Origin of the sequence: Bradyrhizobium algeriense (assembly GCF_003062295.1) — a bacterium.
In the GTDB taxonomy this organism is placed as follows: Bacteria; Pseudomonadota; Alphaproteobacteria; order Rhizobiales; family Xanthobacteraceae; genus Bradyrhizobium; species Bradyrhizobium algeriense.
In genome coordinates, this window is sequence record NZ_PYCN01000005.1 from 1 (window position 1) to 25,541 (window position 25,541).

The window sequence follows — 25,541 nt, forward strand, 5'->3', positions numbered from 1 at the left end:
AGCGTGCTTTGCCCACGATCCAGCCCCTCAACGAAGCGCTTCATCCGATTCCCCCGCAAATCGCGTGAGAATCATACTCCGAGAATCACTTCAATCCGCGCGTTTTCACACAGCCAGGGTCATTCGCGACGGTGTCGGGCTGCCAGCGAGCCCGGCCATGTCCGTTATGCCGCCAGCGGGTATCGACATGGTTGAGCTCCGAAGATTGCGCGATGCGAGGGAGACGCGTCATTGCAAGCGCCGCGGAGCAACCACCTCTCCTTCTGGGGAAGCATGGATTGCTTCCCCCTTCGCTCTTTGAGCTTCGGTGGACAAGTCGTCGCTGAGCCTGTCATCGGGCGCGCGTTCGCGCGACCCGGTGGCTCCCTTGCGCAAACGCTTCGCGTTTGTCGCAGGCAATGACGGCGGATAATTCTAATTCGCCGTCGCCAGCTTCCGCTGCTCGGCATCGCTCGGCCCCGCCTGCGCGATCAGCCGCTTCAACTCGGGAATGCAGGAGCCGCAATTTGTGCCTGCTTTCAGCTTCGCACCGATGTCCGCCGCCGAACGCGCGCCGCCCGCGATGGTATCGCAGATGGTGTTGCGGCCGACGCCAAAGCAGGCGCAGACGATCGGGCCGGCATTGGCGAGGCCATCCATCGATTTGCCCGACAGCAGCATGCGGCGCTGGTCGGCACTGAGCGTATCAGCGGCAAACAAACCCTTCACCACATTCCAGTCGCCGGCGTCCCGCGCGGGCCCGATGAACAGGCAGGTCTCGATGCGGTCGCCGCTAAAGCACGCCGCGCGATAGACGCCGCCGCCGAAATCCTTGTATTCGGCGAGATCGTCCGTCGTGAATGATTTCAGCCAGGATTGCCAACCCGCCAGATCGGCATTGTCGGCAAACAGGTAGCCGTGACCGCCGTTGACGGCGACGCGGGCGCTCCAGGCGTGCTCCGGCAAAGCCAGCGGCTTGCGCGACAATGCAAAGCCGCGGAAGACATATTCGTAAGGCGTAATCGATGCCGGCGTCGCCTTGTTCTCGGGCTGGCCGGAGAACGGATCGGTGATGGGCGCCACCAGCGAACCGACACGCGCGCCGGTCGCGTTGGCCTCGCTCCAGTGGATCGGCGCGAACAGCATGCCACGTTGCTGGCGTTCACTAACGATGACGCGAAGCGTGCACTGCCCGTAATCGGTGGTAACCCGCGCGAAGTCGCCGTCGGCGAGCCCGTGCCTGGCGGCATCGTCGGGGTGAACCTCTACGAAGGGCTCCGGCAAATGCTGGCCGAGCCGGGGGCTTTCGCCGGTCCGGGTCATGGTGTGCCACTGGTCACGGATGCGGCCGGTGTTCAGCCGCAGCGGCCGTGCCGCCGTGGTCTCGGTCCGCAACGCGGGAATTTCCGGTGCGACAAAGCGGGCCTTGAAATCGTTGGCGAAGAATCCACCCTCGGCGAAGAAGCGCGCCTGCGGCTCGTTGCCTTGCCGGACCGGCCATTGCACCGGCGCCATGGCGTCGAAATCGCTGTCCGACAGCGATTGCAGCGCGCCGATATCGAAATCGCGCGCGCCCTCGTTCTCGAAGGCCGAGAGCGCGGCGTGCTCGCGAAAGATATCCGCCGCCGAATGGAAGTCGAAGCCGGCGCCGAAGCCGAGGCGTCTGGCCACTTCGCCCATGATCCACCAATCGGGCTTGGCTTCACCGGGTGAGGAAAGGAACGCCCGCTGCCGCGAGATGCAACGTTCCGAATTGGTCACGGTGCCGGATTTCTCGCCCCAGGCCTGCGCCGGCAGCAGCACATGCGCGCCCACGTCGACCGTGTCGTTGGAAATCACGTTCTCGGAAACCACGAACAGTTCGAGCTTCTTCAGCGCCTCGCGAACGCCGTCGGCGTTCGGCAGCGATACCGCCGGATTGGTACCCATCACCCACAACGCCTTGATCTCGCCGCGCGCGACGGCCTCGAACATCTGGACCGCCTTCAGCCCCTCATGGGTGGCGATGCGCGGCGCCTTCCAGAACCGGCGCACGCGATCGATATCCGGCGGCGTAAATCCCATATGGGCGGCGAGCTGGTTGGCTAACCCGCCGACCTCGCGGCCGCCCATCGCATTGGGCTGCCCGGTCAGCGAGAACGGTGACGCGCCCGGCTTGCCGATCCGCCCGGCCGCGAGGTGGCAGTTGACGATGGCGTTGACCTTGTCGGTGCCCTGCGCCGACTGGTTCACGCCCTGCGAATACATCGTGACGACACGCTCGGTGCCCGCAAACATCTGGAAGAATGCCGCGACGTCCTGCTCGGAGAGGCCGGTCGCCAGCGCGGTGGCACTGAGGCTGCCGGCCATGCTGCGCGCCCGGGCGATCGCGTCGTCGAAGCCAGAAGTGTAGCGCTCGATGTAATCCCGATCGAGCGCACCGTTGTCGGCGAGGTAAACGAGCAGCCCGCTGAACAGCGCGGTATCGGTGCCCGGCTTCAACCCCAGGAACAAATCGTCGTCGCCGACGGTATCGGTCCGGCGCGGATCGATCACGATCATCCGCGCGCCGCGCTGCTGCTTGTTGACGAGCATGCGCTGGTACAGCACCGGATGACACCAGGCCGCGTTCGAGCCGACCAGCACCAAGAGGTCCGCCTCGTCGAGATCTTCATAGCAGCCCGGCACCGTGTCGGCGCCAAAGGCGCGGCGGTGGCCCGCAACCGAAGAGGCCATGCAGAGCCGCGAATTGGTGTCGACATTGGCGCTGCCGATGAAGCCCTTCATCAGCTTGTTGGCGACGTAGTAGTCCTCGGTCAGCAACTGACCGGAGAGATAGAACGCAACCGCACCGGGGCCGTCGCGCGCGATGATGTGCTGGAATCTGTGGGCGACATGGTCGAGCGCGTCGCTCCAGGCCACCCGCTCCATGATCCCCTTTCCGCAGCGGATCATCGGATAGAGCAGCCGGTTGGTCAGGCCGAGCGTCTCGCCGAGCGCCGACCCCTTCGAGCACAGCCGGCCGAAATTGGCGGGATGCGCGGGATCGCCCGATATCGCCGCCCCGCCCCGCCCGTCCGGCGTCGCCAGAATGCCGCAGCCGACGCCACAATAGGCGCAGGTGGTGCTGATGGTGCGTAGATCGGGATCGATGGCGGTCATGGCGGCAACCGGATTATGCAGCTTCCGAACGGATCGCGAGCGAGCGGCCGAACATCATATCGGCGCGAATTCTTTGCGTCGGCTGCCGCGTGCGGATCAGTTCGAGATACCAGAGCGCGTCGCCGACATCGCCGATCAGGACCGCACCGGTCAATCGCCCGCCGGCGATCACGAGCTTCTTGTAGGTGCCATGATTGATATCGGAGAGCACGATGGCCTCGCTGCCGTCGCCGCCGATGAAATCGCCGGCGGAGAACACACTGACCCCGGAGACTTTCAAATTGGTCGCAACGATGCTGCCGGCATAGGAAGCCTCACGGCCCGCGAGATGCCACGCCAACGCACGCGCCTGCTCATAGGCCGGCTCGACCAATCCGTAGCAGATGCCACGATGCTCGGCACATTCGCCGATCGCAAATACATCGCCCGCGCCGGTCTGCAAATGGTCGTCGACCACGATGCCGCGATTGACGGCAATGCCGGCTTCCTTTGCCAGGGCGATATTCGGCCGGATGCCTGCTGCAAAGATCACGGCGTCGGCCGGAATCAGGCGGCCGTCCACCAGTTCGACCCCTTCGACGCGCGTCACGCCATGGATGCGCGCGGTGTTGGCGTTGAGGAGGATTTCGATCCCCTTGGGCTCGACGAGGGATTTCAAAAGTTCGGCCGCGGGCGCGTCCAGCTGGCGCTCCATCAGGCGGTCCATCAGATGCACCAGCGTCACCGGCGCGCCGGCCTTGGCGAGACCATAAGCCGCTTCGAGGCCCAGCAATCCGCCGCCGACCACCACCACGCGCTTCTTCTGCGCAGCCAGCGCCAGCAACAAATCGACGTCGCGGCTATCGCGGAACGTATGCACGCCGGCGAGGTCGGCGCCCGGCACGTTGAGCCGCAGCGGCGACGAGCCCGTGGTCAGCACCAGTTTCGAAAACGGAACGCTCTCGTCATTCTCGATCTTCAGTTCACGGCGGTCGACATCGATCTCGGTGGCCGTGCAGCCGTATTTCAGGGTGACGCCGCGGTCGCGCCACCAGGAGGCCGGCCGCAGCTCGATGTCCTGCGAGGTGGTCTCGCCGGCCAGCACCGACGACAACAGCACGCGATTATAGGCGAGCCGCGGCTCGTCGCCGATCACGGCGATGGCGTAGCGGCCCAAGGCCACCTTGGCCAATTCGTCGACGAGGCGGGCAGCGGCCATGCCGTTACCGACGATGACAAGCGGTTCGCTCATGGTGCATCCTCATTCGGCGGCTTGGGCACCGCCGTAGGCTTCGGAGATCATGTAACCGGACAGCGTGCCGTAGGCCGCGGTCCAGGCGTCGGCGACTTCGGACGTCCAGGCCTCGCCGAGCCCTTTTTCCAGCGTCCACAACAGCGCGCCGCCAACGACGGGATAGTGCTCCGGCTTGGCGCCATAGCTGACGTGACGCTTTGCCAACGCGCTGGCGGCCGGTAACACCGATTCAAGATTGCTCAACCCGTTCACCACCACCGCCAGCGTCGTCATCAGCTTCTTGCGCTGCTCTTTCATGTCGGTGGGAAACATCGCCTTCACCGTTGGCGCGACTTCGAACAGACGATCGTAGAATATGACGGCCGCCTGCTCCGAAATCGGAGCGACTTTGGCGAAGCTCTCCTGAACCAGGTTGATTTGTATTGGATTCACCAAAACTCTCCTCGCGTGTTTTAAGGGCAATCCAGTTGGTCGTGCGGCGAGAACATTAGTTCACCGCCAACGCGAATAACGCAGCTACGCCGCCTCGACGAAGCGATGCCGCTCGTAGAGGAATTCGAGCACGCGCTGCCGGCACTTGAGGTAGCCGGGGTTGGTCGCGAGTTCGAGCCGCTTGCGCGGGCGCGCCAGCGGCACTTCCAGCACTTCGCCGATCCGTGCGCTCGGACCGTTGGTCATCATCACGATGCGGTCCGACAGCAGTACGGCCTCGTCGACGTCATGGGTGATCATCAGGATGGTGTTGCCGAGCTTCTGGTGCAGCGCCATCACCGAATCCTGCAGATGCGCACGGGTCAGCGCGTCGAGCGCGCCAAAGGGCTCATCGAGCAAAAGCACCTTCGGCTCCATCGCAAGCGCGCGGGCGATGCCGACGCGCTGCTTCATGCCGCCGGACACTTCGGACGGACGCTTGTCCTTGGCGTGGGCCATCTGCACCAGATTGAGATTGTGCATCACCCAGGCGTCGCGCTCGGCGCGGGTCTTGGTCGAGGCGAACACCTTGTCGACGCCGAGCCGGACGTTCTCATAGACCGTCAGCCAGGGCAGCAGGCTGTGGTTCTGGAACACCACCGCGCGGTCCGGCCCCGGCGAATTGACCTCGCGGTTCTCCAGCAGCACGCAGCCCTGGGTGGTGTCGGTGAGGCCGGCGACGATGTTGAGCAGCGTGGACTTGCCGCAGCCGGAATGGCCGATGATCGAGACGTATTCGCCCTTCTCGATCGTCAGGTTGATGTCCTTCAGCACCTCGGTGGTGGCGTTGCCGCGGGTGAAGGTCTTGTCGATGTGGTCGAGCTTCAGATAGGCCTGCATGATATGTTTCCTTCAGCTCAGTGCGGTGCCGCGGGTCACGATCTTCGCCATTCCCGCAATCAGGCGGTCGAGCACGAAGCCGATGATGCCGACATAGAACAGCGCCAGGATGATCTCGCTGATATGTGAGGAGTTCCAGGCGTCCCAGATGAAGAAGCCGATGCCGACGCCGCCGATCAGCATTTCCGCCGCGACGATGGCAAGCCAGGACAGGCCGATGCCGATGCGAAGACCCGTGAAGATGTAGGGCGCCGCCGCCGGGATCATGATCTTGGAGAAGAACTCCAGCGGGTTGAGCTGCACCACCGCTGCGACGTTGCGATAATCCTGCGGGATGTTGCGGATGCCGACCGCGGTGTTGATGATGATCGGCCACACCGAGGTGATGAAGATGACGAAGATCGCCGAGGGCTGGCCGTCGCGGAACGCGGCGAGCGACAGCGGCAACCATGCCAGCGGCGGAATGGTGCGTAGCACCTGGAACAGCGGATCGAGCCCGCGCATCGCCCACACCGACTGTCCGACCAGCGTACCGAGCGCGATGCCGACGATGGCGGCAATCGAGTAACCATACGCGACGCGCTGAAGCGAGGCGGACAGGTGCCAGAACAGGCCCTTGTCGATGCCGCCATTATCGAAGAACGGATCGAGGATCAGCTCCTTGGTGTCCTTGAAGACTTTCGATGGCGGCGGGAGCGTCGATCCGGTGCGGCGGCAGACCAGCTCCCAGAACAGCATCAGCAGCGCAATCACGACCAGCGGCGGCACGACGCGCACCGCGGCCTCTTTCGCCATCTTGATGTATTTCTCGGCACGGGGCGCCTGCTTCGGCGTCATCGTAACCACTGGCGCCGCCGTGTTCGGCGAGGTGCTCGAGGTGGTCGGAATGGCCACCGCGGCGGCTTCGGCTTTGATCGCGGGCATCGACATTGAAATTGTATCTCCGTGTTTCAATGAGCGGGCCGCCCGCATCCAGCGCGCGGCCCGGGCTTGATCAGACATCAACACGCTTGATCGACAGCGACTTCAGATACGCAGACGGATTTTCCGGATCGAACACCTTGCCGTCGAAGAAGGTCTCCTTGCCGCGCGAGGTCGAAGTCGGAATGTCGGCCGCGGCAACGCCCATTGTCTTGGCGGCCTCTTTCCAGAGATCCTCACGGTTGACCTTGGCGATCAGCGCCTTGCTGTCGAAGCCCGCTTCGTATTTGCCCCAGCGGATGTCTTCCGTCATGAACCAGAGATCGTGGCTCGGGAACGGATAGGAGGCAAAGTCACGCCAGTACTTCATGATGTGGGGCGAGTTCTCGACGACCTTGCCGGGAATTCCATAGTTGAACTTACCCTTGGCGCGATCGGCGATGTCTTCGACCGGGCAGTTGATCCACTGCCGCTTGCCCATGATGGTGGCGAGCTCGTCCTTGTTCTCCATCTTGTCGGCCCACTGCTGCGCCTCCATGACCGCCATCAAGATCGCCTTGGCGGCTTTCGGATTCTTGTCGACCCACGCCGCGCGCATTCCCAGCGATTTTTCCGGGTGCTTGCTCCAGATCTCGCCGGTATTGATCGCGGTATAGCCGATGCCCTGATGGACCAATTGTCCCGGCCACGGCTCGCCGACACAGAAAGCATCCATGGTGCCGACCTTCATGTTGGCGACCATTTGCGGCGGCGGCACCGTGATGGTCTCGACATCCTTGTCGGGGTCGATGCCGCCGGCGGCGAGCCAGTAACGAATCCAGAGATCGTGCGTGCCGCCCGGGAAGGTCATCGCAACCTTGGCCGACTTGCCGGCAGCCTTCTTCTTCTCGAACACGGCCTTGAGGGGCGACGCGTCAACGCCAACCTTGAGATCGGCATATTCCTTGGCGACCGAGATGCACTGCGCATCAAGATTGAGCCGCGCCAAGATGTACATCGGCGTCGGCTGATTGTTCTGCGTCACCTTGCCGGCCGAGATCAGATACGGCATGGGCGTCAGGATGTGCGCGCCATCGATGCCGTTGCCTTCGCTGCCGAGCACGAGGTTGTCGCGGGTGGTGCCCCAAGAGGCCTGCTTGGCGACTTCGACGTCGGGCATGCCGTATTTGGCGAACAGCCCCTTGTCCTTGGCGACGAACAGCGGGCCGGCATCGCTCAACGCGATGAACCCGAGCGTCGCCTTGGTGACTTCCGGACCCGCACCTTGCGCGAACGCGCCGGCGGGGAAATTCAGCCTGGCGGCGGCGAGCAGGGCCGCCGTACCGCCGGCCGCCTTCAGGAGCTGGCGGCGGCTGAGACCACGGCGTGAGGTCGGATTGGTGGGTTTCGTCATGGGCATCATTGTCCTTTTGCGTCAGTGCGTGAACGGGGCCGTCCGATTGGGGTCACCGCGCTAGGCGCAGAAAGGCACGTTCCAGGGAGGCCCCGGAATGGTGGCGACACAATTCGGATGAGTGGTCTCGAGGGACGGCTTCAATGGCGTCGACACAAGCTATTCAAGCTTCGTGCCAAGCCTTTTGCATCGCAAAAAACTTAGTTTTTTCAATTAAGTATGCGCCGGATGCGGCGGAATATCGCGCCATGTCCGGAACCGTTATTCGCATTCTAAATTTGCGATTCGCCCAATTCTTGTGCGCCGCACAAGAATTGGGCAGGCTGCATACTCGCTGCCTTAAGCGTCCTCGGTGGCCTTCGCCATCATCGGTTTCGGTGCACTTCCCCCGCCCGGCTTCATCCGGAATTCGTAGGTCATGAGGTGCCACGGGGCGGCCGCCGGCTTGCCGTCCGGCATCGTCGGATCGGTCCGCTTTTCGATTTGGGCGACCAGCTCGTCCTTGACCCCGAACACCACGTCGGAATCGAGATATTTGTCGCCGTCCATGAAGACATGCGTGATCAGCGGCTGGTGGCCGGGCGCGTCGACCAGGAAATGCACATGGGCCGGCCGCATCGGGTGGCGGCGGACCTGCAGGATCATCTCGCCGACCGGGCCGTCGGTCGGGATAGGATAGCTGCATGGCAGGATGGTTCGGAAGAAGAACCGTCCGTCGGCATCGGTGATGAAGCGCGCCCGCGAGGACGGCCCCTCCGTCGCGTAGGAAGCCTTCTGGGAATCATAGAAGCCGTCATCATCGGCATGCCAGATGTCCACCGGCACGCCGGCCAGCGGCTTGCCTTCGAGGTCGGTGACGCGGCTCTGCACGAACATCCGCTCGCCCGGCAGATTGGCCGAGATGTCGGTGCCATGCGGCGCCACCTTGTGCTCGCCGACATAGAACGGGCCGAGCACCGTGGTCTCGGTGGCGCCCTCGCGCTCCCGGTGGTTGACGGCATCGACCAGCATCGACACACCAAGCACATCGGAGAGCAGGATGAACTCCTGCCGGATCGGGGTGCACTTCTGGCCGGTCCGGGTCAGATAGTCGATCGCATATTCCCACTCCTCGAAGGTGAGATCGGTCCTGCGGACATAGTCGTGCAGCGATTTCACCAGTTCCTGCAGCAGGAATTTGGCGCGCGGATCCGGCGTATCGTCGAAACTGCGGATTACGGCGGCGGTCAGTTCGGTTTCGCTGAATTGGCGCATTTTTGCTGTCCTGCGGAATAAACGAGGGCTGGCGTCAGCCTATACCAGCGTCCCACGCCGGGTAAGCGCGGCTGGTTGGAACGGAGCACACTTTTCGGCTATCAAGGCTGCCAATAGCCAGCCGGAGACTCGTCCCGATGTTAGCCCCCACCCCCGCCTCGCCCGAGCAAGCCGGAATGTCGAAAGCGGCGCTCGATCGCCTCGAAAATCACCTGAAGCAGCGCTATGTCGACGGCGGGCGCTTCCCGGGGACGCAGCTCCTGGTCTACCGCCGCGGCAAGATCGTGCATTCGACCGTGCAGGGCTTTGCCGACCTCGAGCGCAAGGCGCCGGTCAAGGACGACACGATCTTCCGCATCTATTCGATGACCAAGCCGCTCACGAGCGTAGCCTTCATGATGCTGGTCGAGGAAGGCCGCGTCGCGCTGGACGAGCCCGTCCACAAATACATTCCGGAATGGAAGAACCTCGGCGTGTTCGTGGCCGGCACCCACCCGGCGTTCCTGACCCGCCCGCCGGCGCGGCCGATGCTGATCGTGGACCTGCTGCGCCACACCTCGGGGCTTACCTATGGCTTCCAGCAGCGCAGCAATGTCGATGCCGCCTATCGCGAGACCAAGATCGGCGAAGTGGTCAAGGCCGGCACGCTGCAAACCATGATCGACGACCTCGCAAAGATCCCGCTGGAGTTTTCACCGGGCGAGGCCTGGAACTACTCGGTCGCCACCGACGTGGTCGGCTATCTCATCGGCCTGATCAGCGGCAAGCCGTTCGAACAGTTCCTCAAGGAACGTATCCTCGATCCGCTCGGGATGAAGGATACCGATTTCTTCGTGCCAAAGGACAAGGCGCATCGCTTCGCGGCGTGTTATTCGGCCGACCCGCAGGGCGGCTTCAACCCGCTCGCCGCCGAGCGCAAGGGCACGCTGACGCTGCAGGACGATCCGGCGACGAGCTCGTTCCTCTCGCCGCCTTCCTTCATCTCCGGCGGCGGCGGACTTTGTTCGACCGCGGCCGACTACCTCACCTTCTGCCGGGCGCTGCTCAATGGCGGCGAACTCGGCGGCGTCCGCCTGCTGGGTCCGAAAACGCTGAAATTGATGACGTCGAACCACCTGCCCGGCGGCGCCGATCTGCCGGCAATGTCGCGCTCGCTGTTCTCGGAGGCCGCCTATCACGGAATTGGTTTCGGCCTCGGCTTTGCCGTCACCATGAACCCGGCGCAGACGCTGATCGCCGGCAGTCCCGGCGAGTTCAACTGGGGTGGTGCTGCGACGACCTCGTTCTTCATCGACCCCGTGGAAGAACTGATCATGATCTTCATGACGCAGGTGCTGCCGTCGAGCGCCTATCCGTTGCGGCGCGAACTGCGCACCATGGTGTATGCCGCCATCACCGACAGCAATCTCTGAGACACACGGTCATTCCAGGGTTCCGCGGCCAAGGCGACCACCACGGAACCTCGGCGCACTGTCGAGCGGATTTACATACCTCTAATATCCTTGGCGAAATTCAGCGGCTTCTCCTATGCTTCGGCCGATTGGCGCCGACCCGGGGCTTGCGTTGCCGAAACCTTCATTGCCAGTGCGTCTCGCCCTGCTGGTCGCGGGAACCACGCTGCCGCTGATCATTTTCGCGGCCGGCATCGTCTACAACAATTACAAGCAGGACCGGCAGAACGCGACCCAGCGGGTGCTCGAAACCGTGCGCAGCGTTCGCCTCGTACTCGACGCGGAGATGCAGCGGATCACCGGCGCGCTCCATATGTTGTCGCTGACAAACGAACTGCGCGACGGAGATATCGAGGGATTCCGCCGCATCTGCCAGGGTTTCCTCGACCAGTATGGCGAAGGCGGCATCGTGCTGGTGGCGAACCGCGAAGGCCGCCAGGTGTTCTCCTCGCTCACCCTGGACACGGCAAACCTGCCATTACGCAACAACCTTGCCATGGTCGAAAAGGTGTTCGCGGAAAAGAAGCCGGTCTATTCGAACCTGTTCTTCGGGTCGGTGAAGCAACGGCTGATCGTGACGGTCGAAGTACCTGTCATCCAAAATGACGAGGTGCTTTACGACATCTCTTTCAGTCCGCCGATCGAAATTTTTCAGGCCATGATCGAGCAGCAGCGGCCGAGCAAGGACTGGACCATCTCGATCTTCGACAGCGAAGGCACCAATTTCGCACGCGTGCCGAACCCGCAGGAGACCGTCGGCAAGCGTGCATCGCCCTCGCTCTATGCGGAAATGTCCCACAACCCCGAAACCACCGTGCCGACGGTATCGCTCGAGGGCGTGCCGCTGATTACGAGCTTTGCCCGCTCCTCGCTCACCGGCTGGACGGTTGCCGCCGGCATCGCCGAAAGCTCGCTGGTCGCGCCGCTCTGGCGCAACCTGGCGATAACGAGCGTGATGGGCGCTGTCCTGCTGATGGTCGGCCTCGCCTTTGCGGTGCGGATGGCGACCCAGATCGCCCGCGGCGAGATGCTTCACAATCTCCTGATCGAGGAACTCAACCACCGCGTCAAGAATACGCTCGCGGTCCTGCAGTCGATCGCCACCCAGACGTTCCGCAGCGCGAGCCGGGCGGAGCGCGAGAAGTTCGAGGGAAGGCTCGGCGCGCTGGCGGAGGCGCACAATCTGCTGAGCCAGGAAAAGTGGCAGGGCGCGGAGTTGCGGGAAGTGATTGCGCGGGTGCTGCAACCCTATCCGGAGCGGGTGCGGATGTTCGGGCCGCAGGTTCCGCTATCGCCGCGGCTCGCCGTGGTGCTGTCGATGATCGTGCACGAGATCGCGACCAATGCCGCCAAATACGGCGCGCTGTCGAACGACACCGGGACCGTCGCGGTGGACTGGGAGATCCTCGAGGAGAGCGACGGGCGCAAGCTGCGGCTGATCTGGACCGAGGCAGGCGGCCCGCCCGTCACGGCGCCGGTGCAGCGCGGCTTCGGGTCGCGGCTGATCGAGCGCAGCGCGCGCGACCAGCTCGGCGGCGAAGCGACCGTCGACTTCCTGCCGCGCGGCGTCATCTACACGGTGACTTGCGCGCTCGACAGGGACGAGTAGCTTTTTATTTTGACGCGTTTTCTTCACGCGAACCGGAATCCACTTCGCTCGAAAACGCTATGGCTACTTGAGCATTTCCGGCACGATCAGGCGCGGCAGGAACAGCGAGACGCTCGGCCAGATGATCAATGCAGCCAGCACCAGCATCATCGGTATCAGCATGATAATCGTGTCCTTTAGCGCATAGCGCAGCCGCACGCCCGCGATCGAGCAGGCAATCATCAGACACAGCCCGTACGGCGGCGTCACCAGCCCGAAGGCCAGCGATACGATCGAGATGATCGCGAACTGAACGGGGTGGAGATCGACCGACTTCGCCAGCGGCTCGAGCACGGTGCCGACGATGACGATGGCTGGAATGGCGTCGAGGAAGCAGCCTACCACCAGGAAGCAGAACGAGATGAAGAAGCCGGCCCCGATCGCGCCCATGCCCCAGGTCGAGACGTTGGCCAGCAGCTCCTGCGGAATCTTGTAATAGGCCAGCAGCCAGCCGAACGCGCTGGCGGTGCCGACGCAAAACAGCGCGACTCCCGCCAGTCGCCCGGTGTCGAGCAGCGCTTTGTAAAGCTCGCGCGCCCCGGTCTCGCGGTAGAAGAATGTCGAGAGCGCCACGGAATATAGCACCGCGACGCAGGCGGACTCGGTGGCGGTGAACCATCCCAGCAGGATGCCGCCGACGATGATGAACGGCGTCATCAACGCCGGTATCGAGCGCCAGATGGCGTAGACGATGTCGACCCAGCTGGATTTCGGGTAAGTCGGATAGCCGCGGCGCACGGCATAGACATGCACCGTCGCCATCTGCGCGCCTGCGATCAGCAATCCCGGCACGATACCGGCGAGATACATCGCCGCGATCGAGGTCGAGATCAGCCCGCCCCACACGATCATCAGGATTGAGGGCGGGATGATGACGGCGAGCACGGCCGACACCGCGGTGATGGCGATCGAGAACGAGAGGTCGTAGCCCTCCTTGGTCTGGGCATCGATGAAGATCTTGGATTGGCTCGCCGCGTCCGCGGTGGAGGAGCCGGAGATGCCGGCAAAGAACACCGACAGCACGACATTGATCTGCGCCAGCGATCCCGGCCAGTGCCCGACCATCGAGCGCGACAACGCGACCAGGCGGTCGGTGATGCCGCCGATGCTCATCAAATTGGCGGTCAGGAGGAAGAACGGCACCGCGAGCAGGATGAACGAGTTGTAGGCGTTGAAGGTCTCCTGCGCGAGCGTCATCATCGACAGCCGCGGCTCGATCAAAAGGATCGGCACACAGGCCAGGCCGAGTGCAAAGGCGACCGGCACGCGAATGATGAGCAGGCCGACGAAGACCCCGAACAGGACCATTGCGGCCTGTCCGGCAGAAAGAACATTGCCGCTCATCGTTTTGCCCCAAGCAGAATCCGCAGCTCATCAAGGATCTGTTCGCCCGCAAACACGATCCACGTCACGCCGGCCGCCGGCCAGGCGACATGAATCATCCAGAGCGGCAGATCCGCCAGTTCAGACGTACGGTTCCAGGCGAACCGCGTGAATTCGAGCCCGGCCCACACAAACACCCACGCCATCGCCAGCACGCCGAGCCGCGCGAGAATCCGCACCAAGGCCTCGCTTCGGCGTGACAGGTCGGGCCAGACGTCGACCTCGAAATGCTGCGACTCTCTGATACCGACCATGGCGCCGATCATGATCGTCCAGATGAACATGAATCGGGCCATCTCCTCGGTCCAGATGTAGGACGGAATGAACGGCGTGTAGCGCGAGATGATCTGCAGCGTGACCGGAATGACCAGGATGCCGACGCAGGCGGCCAGCAATATTTCCAGCAGTTTTGCATAGGCCGCCGTCGCTCGGCGCCATAGCGACGGGTTCGGCAGCATCGATATTTCAGTCATCATGGCTCCGGGGGATAACGATCACGGAATGGGGCAAGCCATCCGGCTTGCCCCGACTTCCTGCCGCGCGGGCAGCGACAATTCTCAGGCGACGTTGATCTTCTCGAAGATGCCTTCGGCGCCGATTTCCTTGGCGTAGGTGGCCATCACGGGATCAGCGAGCTTCTTCATGGCCTCGCGCTCCTCGAACGGAACGCGCTTGAGCTTGCCGGCCTTCTCCAGCGTGTCGAGCTTGACGACTTCCTCGCTCGACTCCAGTTGACGGCCGTAGTCGCCGGCCTCCTTGCCGGCCTTCATGATCGCGTCCTGCATATCCTTCGGCAGGGTCTTCAGCGTCTTCACCGAGAAGCAGATTGGCCGGATCGAGACCGCGTGCTGCGTCAAGTTGAGGTGCGGTGCCACTTCGTAGAACTTCATCGCCTCGACACCGGCCGCCTCGTTTTCGCCGGCCGAGATCACGCCGTTCTGGATGGCGTTGTAGACTTCGTTGTAGGCGATCACGGTCGGGCTCATGCCGACGGCGGCAAACGTCTTCGACCAGATCGGGGCGCCCTGCACGCGCACCTTGAGGCCCTTGAGGTCGGCCAGGTTCTTGAGCGGCTTGTTGGCGAAGATGTTGCGGATGCCACCGCCGGCATAGCCGATCAGAACGACCTCGGCCTTAACAGCGATTTCATCGGCGACCGGCGCCAGGATATTCTTCTCGACGACCTTGTTCATGTGCTCGATGCCCTTGAACACAAAGGGCGCATCGATGAATGGCGCCGCCTTGGCGAAGGTCGACATGTGGGCCGGCGAGACGATGCCGTAATCGACCGCCTTGCCCTGCGACATGTACTCGAAATACTGCTTCTCGAGACCAAGCGATGAATTCTTGTGCAGCGTGAAGTTGACGGGCTTGCCGTAATACTTCTTCACCAGTTCTTCAAACCGGGTCAGCGCCTTGGTGAAGGCGTGGTCGTCGTTGAACTGCACGGCTCCGTTGAGCGTGACGGGCGCTTGCGCCCGCAGGATCGATGGCATGCCCAAGACGCCGGCAGCCGCCGTCGCACCAAGGCCCGCAAGTACGGTTCTTCGCTTCATGGCGTTCCTCCCCTGTAATGCCCCGTCCCTTGTAAGCGGGACTTTGGCCTGGCCGACGACGCGGCCACTACCGCAAAGCGTATGCAAAACAGCGCGGCTGTGGAAGCCAATTTAAGTAGTACCCAAGGCCAATAGGCCGCAGACGCCGGGCCGATGATTGCAATCATTCGGCAAATCCCGCCCCGGAGGCGCGGGCCGAGCCGGTGTCCCATCCGCAAATAGCCGCAAGCACGCGTCACGGCTTCCCGGCATAATAGTTGCCGAGGCAACATCTCACGATTCCATCTGACGCCGACGACGATGTTCATTGCGCAGGCAACCGACACGCCGCAAATGTTGCGCGATGTCGGATCTGGCCCGCTCCGTCAGAGGCGCGGATGACGTGCGAGCACACGGCTTGCCGCAATTTCCCGTCACGCTTGATCCGAAAAACGGAACTGAACGTTGCTGCGTTTTGTCAGGCATCACTGCCCGCGGGCATTTTCGCGCGTTGCACGCCGATGTGGAGCCGGCACGCGCTGTGAGCGATCGCATCTTTGGCAGGCAAACCCCGTAAAAATCCGGGGCTTAAGCGCGACACAGTAATCATGCGGGCCAAAATCTGTGTCCTTTGAACTCGCGGTGGTTGTGGTTTGTCGAATATTTTGTCAAATGTAGAGGGCGGGGTTTTTCGCCAAGTTCGCCCCGGGTGCCGACAGCTTTAAGTGGTTGGCGGCGCCGGTATCAGGATGCTTCCAATGCGCGCATGCGTTTGGCTACCATCCAGTAATATCTCAGGATTCCTGTGGTTCACTTTACAACCTCACGGTTCGGACTGACTTTAAACACGGCAAATGCGGATGAACCTCTGACCTACTTTTGCCAGGGTTTCCCGATTGAAGGACGGTAAAACCAGAATGAACAGATCAGCAGCGAAGAAGATGAAACAGCGCAGCGCCGGCAAACCCGATATCGAGTTGGGCAAGCGGATTCGCCTGCGGCGCGTGGAACAGAAAATCTCTCAAGCGGAGCTCGGCGACAAGCTCGGCGTGAGCTTCCAGCAGGTCCAGAAGTACGAGAAGGGCGTCAACCGTGTCGGCGCAGCTCGTCTTCAGCAAATCGCTACCGCGCTCGACGTGCCCGTGACGTTCTTCTACGACGGCGACGGCAAGGCGCGGGAAGTCGAGAGCCTGCTGTTCCTGGACAGCGCGTTCAGCCTGAGGCTGTTGCGTGCCTACAGCAAGATCAAGGACCAGACCGTACAACGTCAGTTGGTGTCCTTGATGGAATCGATCGCCGCCAACGAGGGCTAGGCATTATCGCGCCTGGATCGCAGCACCGCGGACCCGATTAATCAACGCGAGAAATCGCCGGGTAGCCTGTTGCTGCGCTAGGCCACACATTGATCTGGCCGGAAAAGATCTTGATCTGGCCGGAAAAGATCAGCGCAACGCCATCATCTTTGGCGGAATTCGGTCGTCTGATACTTAGAACCCAGAATCTCAGGCCTCGCGGGCGCGGGCCGTTGATAAGATTTTCTGCTATTCGAACGTGGCGCCTTTTTTTATCATTGCCCAGCACTGATCCCGGTCTTGATGTAAGCCGCGAAGCCATCCGGTGTCGACGGCTCCGCCGAAACTGCCATTGGCTTGTTCCGGATTGCGTGATCAGCCATCAGCTGTTCAGGTCCGGGAGGCAACCATGACGATCCTTCAACACGGCTGGCGCTTGAGCGCTTCGCGCCGCGTCCGGCGTGCCTCGCGGAGAAGGGCCTCGCCTATGAAGGCCATGAGGTCGACATGGCCAAGATGGAACATCATTTGCCGGAATATCTGAAGATCAATCCGCTCGGCGTTATCCCGCGCCGGATGAGGAGACCGAAAGAAACACCCACGCGTCGCGGCGTGGTGGACTAGACTGCAGGCGCGGCCAGCCTACGCCCAGGCGAATTTCGGCCCCCTTTGTTGATTCCTGAAATGGACTGGACACTTCGATGCTAGACACCCCAAAGAACGCCGAAATACCTCATGCCGACGGCAAGATCCTGCAAAGCATCCGCGATGGCGTCGGAATCATCACCTTCAATAATCCCGACAAGCGCAACGCGATGTCGCTCGAGATGTGGGAGGGCCTGGGCAAGGCGCTGGTCGAACTGCGCGACAATCCCGATGTCCGCGTCGTAATTCTGGTCGGCGCCGGCGACAAGGCCTTCGTCTCGGGTGCCGACATCAGCCAGTTTGAAAAGACCCGCCACAATGCGGCGGCCTCGGAGGAATATTCGAAACGGAGCGAGGCGCAGCGCGCCCTGCTCGCGAGTTATCCCAAGCCGACGATTGCCTGCATCCGCGGCTTCTGTCTCGGCGGCGGCATGCAGGTCGCCATGCTCACCGACATCCGTATCGCCTCCGACAACAGCCAGTTCGGCATTCCCGCCGCCAGGCTCGGCATCGCCTATGGCTATGACGGCCTCAAGCATCTGGTCTCGCTGGTCGGGCCATCCTGGGCGCGGCTGATCATGTATACGGGCATGCGGATCGAGGCTGCGGAAGCCTTACGGATCGGATTGGTCGACCGCGTGCTGCCGGATGCGGAATTATGGGACGCCACCATGGAAATCGCGCGCACCATCTCCGGCAACGCGCCGCTGGCGATCAAGGCCGCCAAGATCACGATTGCCGAAGTGCTGAAGGACGAAAGCAAGCGCGACATGGACGCGATCAAGAAGATCGGCATGGCTTGCATGGATAGCGAGGATTTTCGTGAAGGGCGCACGGCGTTCATGGAAAAGCGCAAGCCGCAGTTCAAGGGGCGGTAATCTGTCGGCGAACGGAGACGGCACGCACTGCAGCCTCGGGCGCAACAATCTCCCCGTCGTCCCGGCCTTGAGCCGGGACCCATACTCCGCGGCCCATCGGTGACACGCCGGCATCCAATACCTTCCGCAACAACAAGCGCCGCAGGGTATGGGCCCCGGCTCAAGGCCGGGACGACGGGTGAAGGTTGTCCTACAACGCCGCGAGCACTGCCTTCGTGATATCCGCCGTGCCGTTGCTGCCGCCGAATTCCATCGGCTTGATTCCACCCGCATAGGCTTTGTCCACCGCGCGCTCGATGCGCTCGCCGGCTTCCGCGGCGCTTTCCAGCCCGTGCTTGTCGGCGAGCCAGTCCAGCATCATCGCGGTCGACAGCATCATCGCGGTGGGATTGGCCTTGCCCTGCCCCATGATATCGGGCGCGGTGCCGTGGCAGGGCTGGAACACGGCGTAGCGGTCGCCGATATCGGCTGATGGGGCCATGCCGAGCCCGCCGATCAGGCCGGCGGCCAGGTCGGAGAGAATGTCGCCGAACATGTTCTCGGTCACCATGACGTCGAAATCCCAGGGACGCTTCACCATCATCAGCGAGCAGGCATCGACATAGAGCCGATCGGCCTTGACGTCGGGATGGCGTTTGGCGGCGTCATCGAACATCTCGCGAAAGAACGCGAACGCCCTGAACACGTTTGCCTTGTCGACGCAGGTCAAGCCGCCGTTCGCCTTCCCGCGCGCCTTGCGGCGTTCGGCGAGGCGGAACGAGAATTCAAATAGCCGCTCCGAGGTCTTGCGGGTGATGACGAGCGTCTCGCGCGCCTCGGTGTCCGTCACCACGCCCTTGCCCATCGAGGCAAACAGGCCTTCGGTCGATTCCCGGATCAGCACGAGGTCGATGCCGCGCTGGTCGGCGCCGACGATCGGGCTCGGTACGCCCGGAACGAGCCGCGCCGGGCGCACGCCGGCATAGAGGTCGAAATGGAAGCGCAGTTCGATCTGCGGGGCGATCTCGGTATTGTCAGGGTAGCGCACCGAAGGCAGGCCGCAGGCGCCGAGCAGGATGGCATCCGCTTCCTCGCAAAGCCGCACGGTGCTGTCGGGCATCGATTTGCCGGTCGCGAGATAATTGTTGGCGCCGGCCGGAGCATCGGTGAAGCGGAATTTGAGGTCCGATGTCGCCTCGATCCTGCGCAGGACTTCCAGCGCTGGCGCCATCACTTCAGGACCGATGCCATCGCCGCCGAGCACGGCAATGTGGAGCGCGTTGTTTGCGGACATGGGATTCCTTAGGGGATCGGTGGATTTGATGTCGTCATTGCGAGCGAAGCGAAGCAATCCATATCGCGGCATAACGGATAGCTGGATTGCTTCGTCGCTTCGCTCCTCGCAATGACGGAAAGCTACGGCGTCAGCACCGCGCGGCCAACGAGTTTGCCCTTCTGCAAATCGGTCAGCGCTTCGTTCGCTTTCGCGAGCGGCATCGTCGTGACCGGAATCGGCGCGATCATCTTGTTGCGAACGAGTTCGAGCAATTCCTCGGTTTCGCGCAGATTGCCGACATAGCTGCCCTGGATCGTGATCGCCTTGATCGGGATCAGCGGCAAGGCCCAGGGCGCGCCGCCGCCGAACAGGCCGACGATGACGAGCTTGCCGCCCTTGGTCAGGCAGTCGAAGCCGAGCTGCGTGGTCTGCGCATTGCCGACGAGATCGATCACGGCGCGAATGGGTCCGCCGGCCGCCTTCGCCAGTTGCTCCAGCGCATCCGGCGCCTTGCCGTCGACGGTGGCGAGCGCACCGGCCGCTTCAGCGGCTTCGCGCTTACGCGCATCGATGTCGACGACGATGGCGCCCTTGCCGCCCATCGCCTTCAACAGCGACAGCGCCATCAGCCCGAGTCCGCCCGCGCCGAAGATGACGATCGGCGAGTTGAAGGCGAATTCGACCTTCTTCAGCGCGCTGTAGGTGGTGACGCCGGAACAGGCATAGGGCGCCGCGGTGACGGGGTCGAGCCCCCTGAGGTTCAGCAGATACTTCGGATTGGGCACCGTCATGTGATCGGCATAGCCGCCGTCGCAATAGACGCCGAGCGAGTTCGGCTTGACGACGCACATGTTCTCATCGCCGCCCACACAGGTCGCGCACTTGCCGCAACCGAGCCAAGGGTAGACCAATGCTGTGTCGCCGACCTTGAGATCGCCCTTATCGGCGGCGGTGACGTCGGGCCCGAACGCCACGACCTCGCCGACCGTCTCGTGCCCCATCGTGCGCGGCAGCGACACGCCGCGGTCCTTCAGCGACAGCGGCTTGCGGCCGTGGCCGAGATCATAGCCGCCTTCCCAGATGTGAAGGTCGCTGTGGCAAACGCCGGCCGCCTTCACCTTGATCAACACCTGCGTGCCCGTCGGCTGCGGCGTCGGCTGGTCCACCTCCTTTAGGGGTGCGTTGAACTCGGCCACCTGAAAACTCTTCATCGCTTCTCTCCCGTCATTCTAGTTCTTGAGCCCTGCGCAGACATTGCCACGTCCGTCCCATCGAGACAAACGCGTGCCGCGTTCGTCCGGTATTCAGATCAGCGGGTGATGGCCGGACACCAGTTGGCCGGGCGCCACGGCACGAAGTTCCGGAACCTCCGCACTGCATCGCGCATCCGCCCGGGGCAACAGGTGCGAAGCGACAGCCAGAGGGCGGCGCGATCGGCGACGGCGGCTCGCCCACCGGCACGGTCTCGGTGGGGCGACGCGCTCGATGACGCGGGTGACACCCGGCGACAGAGAGCGCCTGTTCCAGCGTACGCGGCTTTGCGGAACGAAAAGGAGACACAAGATAACGCAGGTTTCCAGAACAATGCTCAATTGAGCGAGCTGGCGAAACAATTAAACCGGCCTGCCCGGATCGTCACAAGGCCGCCCCAGCACATCGGTGCTGATCCGCCATCGGCATCGATCGCGAGATCAGATAGGGAAGACGCCGTGAAAATCAGTCGTGGTGGCAAATGTGCCGGCCCCGCATCAGAACTTCCCGTTGACAAAGTACATCGCGATCCAGGGTTGCCATATCACCAGCGCCAGACAGAACATCATCAGCAGGATGAAGGGTATCGCGGCAATGCAGAGTCGCCCGAACGGTTGCTTGAACGCGCTCATGGCCACGATCAGGTTCAATCCTACAGGTGGCGTGAGATAGCCGATCTCCAGATTGAGAATCATGATCAACCCGAAGATCACCTTGTCGTAGCCATAGGCCGCCGCAACGGGCGCCAGCAGCGGGGCCAGCACCAGAATCGCTTCGCCTGTCGTCATAAGACAGCCGACGAGCAGCAGCAGCACGTTGACGATCAACATGAACATCACCGGACTGGTGATGTAGCCCTGCATGGCCGTCACCAGCATTTGCGGCACGCGGTGCTCGGTCAGGATGATGTTGAGGCTGAGCGCGATCGCCAGCACCGGAAACAGCGACCCGCCGAGTTTCGAGGTATCGAGTACCACCTTGTAGAAGTCGGAGAATTTCAGCTCGCGGTGAATGAAGACCTCGACCAGCATGGCGTAGCACAGTGCCACCGCCGCGGCCTCGGTCGCGGTAAAGTAGCCGGTGTAGATGCCCCCGAGCAGGATGACCGGCATCATCGCCGACCAGATGCCGTTCCTGAACGCCTTCTTGAAGTGGGCGAAGTCAAACCGCTCGGTCGGCATATGCCGGTTGACCCAGACCGAATAGATGGACAGCACGACGGTGAGCAGGATTCCGGGACCGAAGCCGGCAGCGAACAGATCGGTAACGCTGGTCTCGGTCACGAGACCATAGATGATCATCGGGATCGACGGCGGGATGATGATGCCGAGGGTACCGCCGGACATGATCGCGCCGAGCGTAAAGTTCAGATTGTAGCCGGCCTGCCGCATCGCCGGATACATGATCGATCCAATCGCAAGCGTGGTCACGATCGAAGAGCCGGAAATCGCGGCGAATACCGCACAGGAAAGCACACAGGCCACCGCCATGCCGCCCGGCAGCGGGCGGGTGATCGACGCCAGAATATTGATCAGGCGCTGGGCGATCGAGCCGCGCGTCATCACATTGCCGCAGAGGATGAACAGCGGAATCGACAGAATCACTTCCTTGTCGAGGCCGACCCACATGTCCTCGATAATATAATCGAGTTTGGCCTGCCCCCAGACAATGTGAATGTAAGCGGCGACCGACATCAGTATGACGAGCAGCGGCTGACGCAGGATCAGCAGTGCCAGGACGATTCCTACCAGCAGGAGCGCGGTCATTCCTGGAATTCCGGCGGCAACGGCCTCAGACCCGGCCAGGCGGAAAACAGAAAATAGCGTACCGCCGCGGACACAAACCCCAAGGGAATCGCCAGCTGGAACGGCCAGACAGCCCAGTTGAGCACTGGCGCCCTCAAGTCGGTCGCCATCGAAGACTGAACGAAGTGGAAGCCGTAATAAGCGACGATCAGCAGGAACACTCCAGTGATGAGGTCGGCGAGACGGTCAAGTGAGGGGCCCCAGCGTTCCGGAACCAGATTGAAGGCCACGCGCGGCACCAGATGGGCGCCGGTAGCGGTAGCGATACCGATGCCGGCGAAGCTGCCGATCACCAGCGCAAACACAGACATCTTCTGCGCCGCAAATATTCCGGTGGCCTGCTTCAGCCCCATCAGACGGACGATCGGTCCAAGCAGTTCACGTCCGAGCACATCGAGCAACAAAATCACGGCGATGAAGGTGAAGGCCGCGACGGCCACCCAGCACTCCACGGTGTGCCAGTTGACGACCAAACTGTGGGCCCAGCGCGGCGCTTCCGCCGCTGTCGCCGCTTGCGAGTGCTCAGACATTTGCTGCGCCTGGATGAGGAGTGGGACGGGTCCAGCCGTTGCTGCGGCCGAACCCGTCCGCTGGAAGGAAGAAAATTCGGTCACTGCAAGTCTTGAGGGCGGGGCGCCCTCGGTGGCTTACACGCCGCAGCTCGCTCGTCCAGCTTCGATGGCCTTGAACAGGGCTTCACCTTCAGGGCCGATCTCCTTGATCATAGTCGGCCATACCGGCTTGATCTTCTTGCGCCATTCCTCGCGCTGTTCGCGCGTGATTTCGACCACCTGCCCGCCACCCTTGACGTGCAGGTCGCGCAGGGTCTGCTCGAAACTGCGGATTTCCTTGCGTAGCTGATCGGCCGAACGCCGCCCAATCGCCCGCTCCAGCGCCGACTTCTGATCGGCCGTGAGCTTGTCCCAGGCGGCCTGGTTCATCACGATGATGCCGGGCGCGTCCGCCAGCTCGACCCGGGTCAGCACCGGCGCGATCTTGTTGAGTCCGGACGGCAGGTAGAAGGTGACGACCTGCGCCTGCACGTCGACCAGCCCGGTCTGGAACGCCGACGATATTTCGGTGATGCCGATCGGGTTGGGGTTGGCGCCCAGCGCCGACCACAGCGCCGCGGAGACCTTGTTGCTGGCGGCGGCGGCCTTCAGACCATTGACGTCGTTGGGCGATACGAACGGCCGCTTGCCGATCACATCGCCCGTGCCGACCTCGGTCCATCCCAGGAACTTGACACCCTTCTTGGCGAGGCCGGCGGTTATCGGCGCGGTCATGTACTTGTCGATGATGCAGTCCTGCTCGGCCGTGCTGCCAAACAGGAACGGAATGCTGAGCACCGACAATTCCGGCAGCACCAGCGCCACCGCGCCGGTCGAAAAGCCGCCCATGTCGATACGGCCGCGGGCGATTTGCTGGATGGTGTCCTGCTCATTGCCGAGCTGGGCGGCGATGAAAGGGTCAATCTTGAGCGCGCCCTTGCTCTCTTCGTCGACATCCGCCGCGAAGCGCTCAAGCTGCGTTACCCAGGGCGTCTTGGCAGGGGCGCCCGTGGTGTAGCGAAGCGTCGTGGCCGGCGTGCCCTGCGCCGACGCGGTCGTGATTGACGCCGCTACACCGAATCCCGCCACAAGGAATATTCGCGCGAGCGCGCTCGAACGGATCGCCGCTTTCATGGTTGTTCCCTCCGATTTGTCATCCGTCCGGTATTCCGGATCGTGATCGCCGCGGTAAGATTGTCTGGAATTTCCGTCGCGGGCAAGGCCGTTCGCAACCCGCGGATGAAACGCCGCAAGTTTAATGTTTCGCTATGCGGATCGCGCGGTCAGCTGTGCGCGGCGGCCTGCGCCTTGCCGGCAAAGGATGCAATTTCATCCTCTGACAATCCGGTCTCCTTCAGGTAGGCGCGTGTATGTTCGCCAAGCGTCGACATGCGTCTCGCCGCCGACACGCTGGCGCCCGACATGCGGAACGGCAGGTTGAGCACCTTGAAGGTGCCGCCGCCGTCCTCGACCTCGGCCAGTGCGCCGCGATGGGCGATCTGCGGATCGCGCAGCGCCTCGGCGACGGTGCGATAGGCCGATGAGGGAACGCCGTGCGCGTTGAGCGCCGCGAGGCACTGTTCGGTCGTCACCGCGCCCGACCATGCCTCGACGCCTTCGATCAGGCTCGTCCAGTTTTCCCGGCGGTCGGAATATTTCGCAAAGCGCGGATCGCTCACCCACTCGGGGTGGCCGATCACCTGCATCAGGCTCTGAAAAGTTTTCTCGCTGGCGATCGCCATCATCACGTAGCCGTCCGTCGTCTCGATCGGACCGAACATCGGCCGCTGCGTCGGCTTCACCTCGAATTGCGACCACTGCAGTTCGTTCAGCGTCAGGCTCAGCATGGATTCCAGCATCGAGACGTCGATATGCTGGCCCTGCCCGGTTGTGTTGCGCTGATACAGCGCCGCCGAGATGGCGCCGAACGCGTAGACGCCGGTCAGCACGTCGGCATGGTAGATGCCGCAATAGTCCGGCCGGCTTCGCCCGGGCTGGTAGGCCAGATGCGCCATCTCATAGCCCGAGGCCGCGTGAATCACCGGCGCATAGGCCGGCAGCTCGGCCGACGGCCCGGTCTGGCCGTATCCCGAGATCGAGCAATAGACCAGCTTCGGGTTGAGCTCACGCAGCGAGGCATGATCGAGCTTCAATCGCCGCATCACGCCTGGCCGGAAATTCTCCACCAGCACGTCCGCGGTCGCGACCAGCCGGCGGACCGCCTCCGATCCCTCAGGTGACTTCAAATCCAGCACCAGGCTGTTCTTGCCGACATTGAGCTGGCCGAAGGCGGTCGAGCAATTATTCCGCACTGGCGGGCGGGTCCGCATCGTCTCGCCTTCCTCGGTCTCGATCTTGATAACCTCCGCTCCCATATCGGCGAGCATTCGTGTACAATGGGGGCCGGCAATCGTGGTGGAGAAATCGAGAACCCGCAGGCCTGTGAAGCTGCCTGTCAAATTCCTCTGATCATTGCCGGCTATGGTCATCGCGTGAAACTCCTTAGGCCTTTTGCGGCCATTCGTTTTGGTTGGCGGCCGAGACCCTAAATTGTGCAGCGTCGACAGGAAAGTAGTTCGCCAGGAACGATGGCCTGCAGCGCGCGTTGTGAACA

Annotated in this window: 21 protein-coding genes; 5 read left to right on the forward strand and 16 right to left on the reverse strand. The window is 62.7% G+C overall.

The genetic code is table 11. The features are described 5' to 3' along the window. Window positions 1-414: 414 nt before the first annotated feature. The 7 genes from C7G61_RS12960 to C7G61_RS12990 all read right to left on the reverse strand — a co-directional run bounded on the left by C7G61_RS12960 (window position 415) and on the right by C7G61_RS12990 (window position 9,233). Window positions 415-3,120, reverse strand: a complete 2,706-nt coding sequence (locus tag C7G61_RS12960; RefSeq protein WP_108514502.1) for a nitrate reductase — start codon at window positions 3,118-3,120, stop codon at window positions 415-417. A gap of 13 nt (window positions 3,121-3,133) precedes the next feature. Further along, window positions 3,134-4,351, reverse strand: coding sequence for an NAD(P)/FAD-dependent oxidoreductase (locus C7G61_RS12965; RefSeq protein WP_108514503.1), 1,218 nt, complete (start codon window positions 4,349-4,351; stop codon window positions 3,134-3,136). Window positions 4,352-4,360: 9 nt separating this feature from the next. Next, complete coding sequence (locus C7G61_RS12970; RefSeq protein WP_108514504.1) at window positions 4,361-4,786, reverse strand: globin family protein; 426 nt, start codon at window positions 4,784-4,786, stop codon at window positions 4,361-4,363. Between the two features lie 84 nt (window positions 4,787-4,870). Continuing rightward, window positions 4,871-5,665 carry an ABC transporter ATP-binding protein gene (locus C7G61_RS12975; protein WP_108514505.1) on the reverse strand — a complete coding sequence of 265 codons (795 nt, stop codon included), beginning with the start codon at window positions 5,663-5,665 and terminating at the stop codon, window positions 4,871-4,873. A gap of 12 nt (window positions 5,666-5,677) precedes the next feature. Then, window positions 5,678-6,595 (reverse strand): nitrate ABC transporter permease, encoded by a 918-nt coding sequence (gene ntrB, locus C7G61_RS12980; RefSeq protein ID WP_190241787.1) that lies wholly within the window; start codon window positions 6,593-6,595, stop codon window positions 5,678-5,680. 64 nt (window positions 6,596-6,659) lie between these two features. Then, the gene (locus C7G61_RS12985) at window positions 6,660-7,979 is read right to left on the reverse strand and encodes a CmpA/NrtA family ABC transporter substrate-binding protein (protein WP_108515027.1); all 1,320 of its coding nucleotides are present in this window, start codon (window positions 7,977-7,979) and stop codon (window positions 6,660-6,662) included. A gap of 339 nt (window positions 7,980-8,318) precedes the next feature. Continuing rightward, window positions 8,319-9,233 (reverse strand): intradiol ring-cleavage dioxygenase, encoded by a 915-nt coding sequence (locus tag C7G61_RS12990; protein ID WP_108514506.1) that lies wholly within the window; start codon window positions 9,231-9,233, stop codon window positions 8,319-8,321. A 137-nt stretch (window positions 9,234-9,370) separates the two neighbouring features. On the opposite strand from C7G61_RS12990, the gene C7G61_RS12995 reads away from it, so the two are divergent. Both C7G61_RS12995 and C7G61_RS13000 read left to right on the forward strand, forming a co-directional pair. Beyond that, on the forward strand, window positions 9,371-10,645 hold the full coding sequence (locus tag C7G61_RS12995) for a serine hydrolase domain-containing protein (RefSeq protein ID WP_108514507.1): 1,275 nt from the start codon (window positions 9,371-9,373) through the stop codon (window positions 10,643-10,645). 151 nt (window positions 10,646-10,796) lie between these two features. Beyond that, window positions 10,797-12,293, forward strand: a complete 1,497-nt coding sequence (locus tag C7G61_RS13000) for a sensor histidine kinase (protein WP_190241815.1) — start codon at window positions 10,797-10,799, stop codon at window positions 12,291-12,293. 63 nt (window positions 12,294-12,356) lie between these two features. Here C7G61_RS13000 and C7G61_RS13005 read toward each other — a convergent pair whose 3' ends face one another. From C7G61_RS13005 to C7G61_RS13015, 3 genes are all read right to left on the reverse strand, one after another. After that, window positions 12,357-13,676, reverse strand: a complete 1,320-nt coding sequence (locus C7G61_RS13005; protein ID WP_108514511.1) for a TRAP transporter large permease — start codon at window positions 13,674-13,676, stop codon at window positions 12,357-12,359. Next, window positions 13,673-14,188 carry a TRAP transporter small permease gene (locus tag C7G61_RS13010; RefSeq protein ID WP_108514514.1) on the reverse strand — a complete coding sequence of 172 codons (516 nt, stop codon included), beginning with the start codon at window positions 14,186-14,188 and terminating at the stop codon, window positions 13,673-13,675. The genes C7G61_RS13005 and C7G61_RS13010 overlap by 4 nt, the downstream gene beginning before the upstream one ends. A gap of 84 nt (window positions 14,189-14,272) precedes the next feature. Further along, complete coding sequence (locus C7G61_RS13015) at window positions 14,273-15,271, reverse strand: TRAP transporter substrate-binding protein (RefSeq protein ID WP_108514516.1); 999 nt, start codon at window positions 15,269-15,271, stop codon at window positions 14,273-14,275. Between the two features lie 896 nt (window positions 15,272-16,167). Between C7G61_RS13015 and C7G61_RS13020 the strand changes: the two genes are divergently transcribed. From C7G61_RS13020 to C7G61_RS13030, 3 genes are all read left to right on the forward strand, one after another. Continuing rightward, window positions 16,168-16,563 carry a helix-turn-helix domain-containing protein gene (locus C7G61_RS13020; RefSeq protein WP_028347342.1) on the forward strand — a complete coding sequence of 132 codons (396 nt, stop codon included), beginning with the start codon at window positions 16,168-16,170 and terminating at the stop codon, window positions 16,561-16,563. A gap of 408 nt (window positions 16,564-16,971) precedes the next feature. Then, window positions 16,972-17,166, forward strand: a complete 195-nt coding sequence (locus tag C7G61_RS46990; RefSeq protein ID WP_274542274.1) for a thioredoxin domain-containing protein — start codon at window positions 16,972-16,974, stop codon at window positions 17,164-17,166. A gap of 77 nt (window positions 17,167-17,243) precedes the next feature. Continuing rightward, window positions 17,244-18,065 (forward strand): enoyl-CoA hydratase, encoded by an 822-nt coding sequence (locus C7G61_RS13030; RefSeq protein WP_108514518.1) that lies wholly within the window; start codon window positions 17,244-17,246, stop codon window positions 18,063-18,065. A gap of 190 nt (window positions 18,066-18,255) precedes the next feature. Here C7G61_RS13030 and C7G61_RS13035 read toward each other — a convergent pair whose 3' ends face one another. From C7G61_RS13035 to C7G61_RS13065, 6 genes are all read right to left on the reverse strand, one after another. Further along, window positions 18,256-19,338 (reverse strand): isocitrate/isopropylmalate dehydrogenase family protein, encoded by a 1,083-nt coding sequence (locus tag C7G61_RS13035; RefSeq protein ID WP_108514520.1) that lies wholly within the window; start codon window positions 19,336-19,338, stop codon window positions 18,256-18,258. A 122-nt stretch (window positions 19,339-19,460) separates the two neighbouring features. Continuing rightward, window positions 19,461-20,531 (reverse strand): alcohol dehydrogenase, encoded by a 1,071-nt coding sequence (locus tag C7G61_RS13040; protein WP_108514522.1) that lies wholly within the window; start codon window positions 20,529-20,531, stop codon window positions 19,461-19,463. A 537-nt stretch (window positions 20,532-21,068) separates the two neighbouring features. Then, window positions 21,069-22,337, reverse strand: a complete 1,269-nt coding sequence (locus tag C7G61_RS13050; protein ID WP_108514524.1) for a TRAP transporter large permease — start codon at window positions 22,335-22,337, stop codon at window positions 21,069-21,071. Continuing rightward, entirely contained in the window at window positions 22,334-22,906 is a 573-nt protein-coding gene (locus C7G61_RS13055) for a TRAP transporter small permease (RefSeq protein WP_108514526.1), read from the reverse strand. Before C7G61_RS13055 ends, C7G61_RS13050 begins: the two co-directional genes overlap by 4 nt. Window positions 22,907-23,023: 117 nt before the next feature. Continuing rightward, window positions 23,024-24,061, reverse strand: coding sequence for a TRAP transporter substrate-binding protein (locus C7G61_RS13060; protein WP_108514529.1), 1,038 nt, complete (start codon window positions 24,059-24,061; stop codon window positions 23,024-23,026). Window positions 24,062-24,210: 149 nt separating this feature from the next. Then, on the reverse strand, window positions 24,211-25,416 hold the full coding sequence (locus C7G61_RS13065; protein ID WP_108514531.1) for a CaiB/BaiF CoA transferase family protein: 1,206 nt from the start codon (window positions 25,414-25,416) through the stop codon (window positions 24,211-24,213). Window positions 25,417-25,541: the final 125 nt, after the last annotated feature.

Coding starts and splice junctions, on each gene's coding strand:
- C7G61_RS12960 (WP_108514502.1), bottom strand. CDS start 3,120: ATGACCGCCATCGATCCCGATCTACGCACCATCAGCACCACCTGCGCC.
- C7G61_RS12965 (WP_108514503.1), bottom strand. CDS start 4,351: ATGAGCGAACCGCTTGTCATCGTCGGTAACGGCATGGCCGCTGCCCGC.
- C7G61_RS12975 (WP_108514505.1), bottom strand. CDS start 5,665: ATGCAGGCCTATCTGAAGCTCGACCACATCGACAAGACCTTCACCCGC.
- ntrB (WP_190241787.1), bottom strand. CDS start 6,595: ATGTCGATGCCCGCGATCAAAGCCGAAGCCGCCGCGGTGGCCATTCCG.
- C7G61_RS12985 (WP_108515027.1), bottom strand. CDS start 7,979: ATGACGAAACCCACCAATCCGACCTCACGCCGTGGTCTCAGCCGCCGC.
- C7G61_RS12990 (WP_108514506.1), bottom strand. CDS start 9,233: ATGCGCCAATTCAGCGAAACCGAACTGACCGCCGCCGTAATCCGCAGT.
- C7G61_RS12995 (WP_108514507.1), top strand. CDS start 9,371: ATGTTAGCCCCCACCCCCGCCTCGCCCGAGCAAGCCGGAATGTCGAAA.
- C7G61_RS13005 (WP_108514511.1), bottom strand. CDS start 13,676: ATGAGCGGCAATGTTCTTTCTGCCGGACAGGCCGCAATGGTCCTGTTC.
- C7G61_RS13010 (WP_108514514.1), bottom strand. CDS start 14,188: ATGACTGAAATATCGATGCTGCCGAACCCGTCGCTATGGCGCCGAGCG.
- C7G61_RS13015 (WP_108514516.1), bottom strand. CDS start 15,271: ATGAAGCGAAGAACCGTACTTGCGGGCCTTGGTGCGACGGCGGCTGCC.
- C7G61_RS13020 (WP_028347342.1), top strand. CDS start 16,168: ATGAACAGATCAGCAGCGAAGAAGATGAAACAGCGCAGCGCCGGCAAA.
- C7G61_RS13030 (WP_108514518.1), top strand. CDS start 17,244: ATGCTAGACACCCCAAAGAACGCCGAAATACCTCATGCCGACGGCAAG.
- C7G61_RS13035 (WP_108514520.1), bottom strand. CDS start 19,338: ATGTCCGCAAACAACGCGCTCCACATTGCCGTGCTCGGCGGCGATGGC.
- C7G61_RS13040 (WP_108514522.1), bottom strand. CDS start 20,531: ATGAAGAGTTTTCAGGTGGCCGAGTTCAACGCACCCCTAAAGGAGGTG.
- C7G61_RS13050 (WP_108514524.1), bottom strand. CDS start 22,337: ATGACCGCGCTCCTGCTGGTAGGAATCGTCCTGGCACTGCTGATCCTG.
- C7G61_RS13055 (WP_108514526.1), bottom strand. CDS start 22,906: ATGTCTGAGCACTCGCAAGCGGCGACAGCGGCGGAAGCGCCGCGCTGG.
- C7G61_RS13060 (WP_108514529.1), bottom strand. CDS start 24,061: ATGAAAGCGGCGATCCGTTCGAGCGCGCTCGCGCGAATATTCCTTGTG.
- C7G61_RS13065 (WP_108514531.1), bottom strand. CDS start 25,416: ATGACCATAGCCGGCAATGATCAGAGGAATTTGACAGGCAGCTTCACA.